3 protein-coding genes are annotated in these 2,187 nt (G+C 65.7%); 1 reads left to right on the top strand and 2 read right to left on the bottom strand.

Features of this window, described 5'->3' with window-relative positions:
• Together ACPUER_RS36390 and ACPUER_RS36385 are read right to left on the bottom strand one after the other, a co-directional pair.
• Positions 1–179, bottom strand: a 179-nt coding sequence (locus ACPUER_RS36390; protein WP_425133535.1) for an aldehyde dehydrogenase family protein, incomplete at its 3' end; no start/stop codon positions are given.
• 42 nt (positions 180–221) lie between these two features.
• Complete coding sequence (locus ACPUER_RS36385; RefSeq protein WP_072439949.1) at positions 222–1,049, bottom strand: p-hydroxycinnamoyl CoA hydratase/lyase; 828 nt, start codon at positions 1,047–1,049, stop codon at positions 222–224.
• Between the two features lie 170 nt (positions 1,050–1,219).
• Between ACPUER_RS36385 and ACPUER_RS36380 the strand changes: the two genes are divergently transcribed.
• Positions 1,220–2,113 (top strand): amidohydrolase family protein, encoded by an 894-nt coding sequence (locus ACPUER_RS36380; RefSeq protein WP_310136773.1) that lies wholly within the window; start codon positions 1,220–1,222, stop codon positions 2,111–2,113.
• The last annotated feature ends 74 nt before the right edge of the window (positions 2,114–2,187 follow it).

Raw genomic sequence — 2,187 nt, 5'->3', positions numbered from 1 at the left:
AGCGCCGCCCACGCGGGAAACGCGCGCGCGGCCGCCGCGACCGCGGCATCCGCATCGGCGAGCGTCGCCGCGGCGGCGCGCGACGCCACCTGTCCCGTCGCCGGATCGATCCGGTCGAACGTGCCGCCATCCGACGCGCCGCGCGACACGCCGTCGATCAACAAACTCACTTCGTGCATTTCGCTGTCTCCGCTCAGTCCGGTTGCGTGCCGCGTCGCGCGTCAGCGCTTGTACGCCTGCAGGCCCGGCTTGATGCTCTTGTCGTCGAGGAACTGCTTGAGGCCCTGCTCGCGGCCGCCTTCCGGATCGCGGTAGTTCGCCTGGTCGAGCTTCGCGTACAGGTAGTCCTCGTTCTGCTCCCACGTCAGTTCGCGGCAGCGCTTGAAGCCGTGCTTCGCATTGCGGATCACGACCGGATTCTTGTCCAGCAGCTTCGCGGCGAGTGCAAGCACTTCGTCGCGCAGTTGCGCACGCGGCACGCTCTTGTTGACGAGCCCCATCTTCGCGGCCTGCGGCCCGGTGAAGGTATCGCCGGTCATGATGTAGTACAGCGCCTCGCGATGCCCGACCGTATCCGCCATCGCCTTGCTGACGAGGTTGCCCGGCGGGATGCCCCAGTTGATCTCCGACAGCCCGAACACGGCTTCGTCGGCCGCGATCGCGAGATCGCACGCGACGAGCGGCGAGAAACCGCCGCCGAAGCACCAGCCGTTGACCATCGCGATCGTCGGCTTCGAATACATGCGCAGCAGTTGCCACTGCCAGCGGCTCGCGTCGCGGCGGATCTTTTCCTGCAGGATCTCCGGGCCCGCGTCCACTTCGCGGAAATACTCCTTCAGGTCCATCCCGGCCGTCCATGCGTCGCCCTCGCCGGTCAGCACGAGCACCTGCGCTTCGGCGTCGAGCTCGACCGCTTCCAGCACGTCGATCATCTCCATGTTCAGCGTCGGGCTCATCGCGTTGCGCTTGTCCGGACGGTTCAGCGTGACCCACGCGATCCCGCCCTCGACCGCGACCTTCACCGTTTTCCAGCGACCTTCGTAACTCATCTTCGTTCTCCAATGACAGTGCCGCCCTGCGCGACTCGACGCCAATTTACTATCAGGTAGCCTGACATGTAAAGTAGAATGGAAGCGGCTCGGGACAAACCCCTAAACGGGCGCGAACACGCGGTTTCGTGCCGCGCGGCGCCTGCGCTTCACGACATGAGGAGACACGCTTGGACATCCGCAACCTGATCGCCATCGACACGCACGTGCATGCCGAAGTGTCGTGCTGCCAGCCGCCCGACCTGTTCGCGAAGGCATTCGACGACGCGGCCGACAAGTACTTCGGCACGGTGCTGAAGCAGGGCCGCCGGCCGACGATTCCGGAGACGATCGCGTATTACCGCGAGCGCCGCATCGGCTTCGTGATGTTCACCGTCGACTGCGAGACGAACATCGGCCGGCGCCGCATTCCGAACGAGGAGATCGCGCAGTTCGCGCAGGACAATGCCGACGTCATGATCGCGTTCGCGAGCATCGATCCGCACAAGGGCCGCTTCGGCGCACGCGAGGCACGCCGACTGATCGAAGAACACGGCGTGAAGGGCTTCAAGTTCCACCCGACGATGCAGGGATGCTTTCCGAACGACCGGCTCGCGTATCCGATCTACGAGGTAATCGCCGAGCACGGGCTTCCGGCCGTGTTCCACAGCGGTCATTCCGGAATGGGATCGGGCATGCGCGGCGGCGGCGGGCTGCGTCTGAAGTACTCCGAACCGATTCACCTCGACGACGTCGCGGCCGATTTTCCGGACATGAAGATCGTGATCGCGCACCCGTCGTGGCCGTGGCAGGAGCAGGCGCTGTCGATCGCGCTGCACAAGCCGAACGTCTACATCGATCTGTCGGGATGGTCGCCGAAGTATTTCTCGCCGGAGCTGGTCAAGTATGCGAACACGCTGCTCAGGCACAAGGTGCTGTTCGCGTCGGATTTTCCGCTGATACGGCCGGATAGATGGCTGGAGGATTTCCACGGCGCCGGGTTCCGGCCCGACGTGCACCCGCTGATCCTGAAGGACAACGCGGTCGCGTTGCTGGGGCTGGGGCTCGACGCGCCGCGCGAGTGACGCGCCGAATGGTGAATGCGCCGATCGCGGCGCGGCGGCCGGCGCGGTCACGCGCCGATGCCGCGCCCGCCGGC

The organism is Burkholderia sp. DN3021 (assembly GCF_049805555.1).
GTDB lineage: Bacteria > Pseudomonadota > Gammaproteobacteria > Burkholderiales > Burkholderiaceae > Burkholderia > Burkholderia pyrrocinia_C.
Note: the sequence above shows the minus strand (reverse complement) of the source record. Positions and strands in the feature narration are given on the sequence as shown.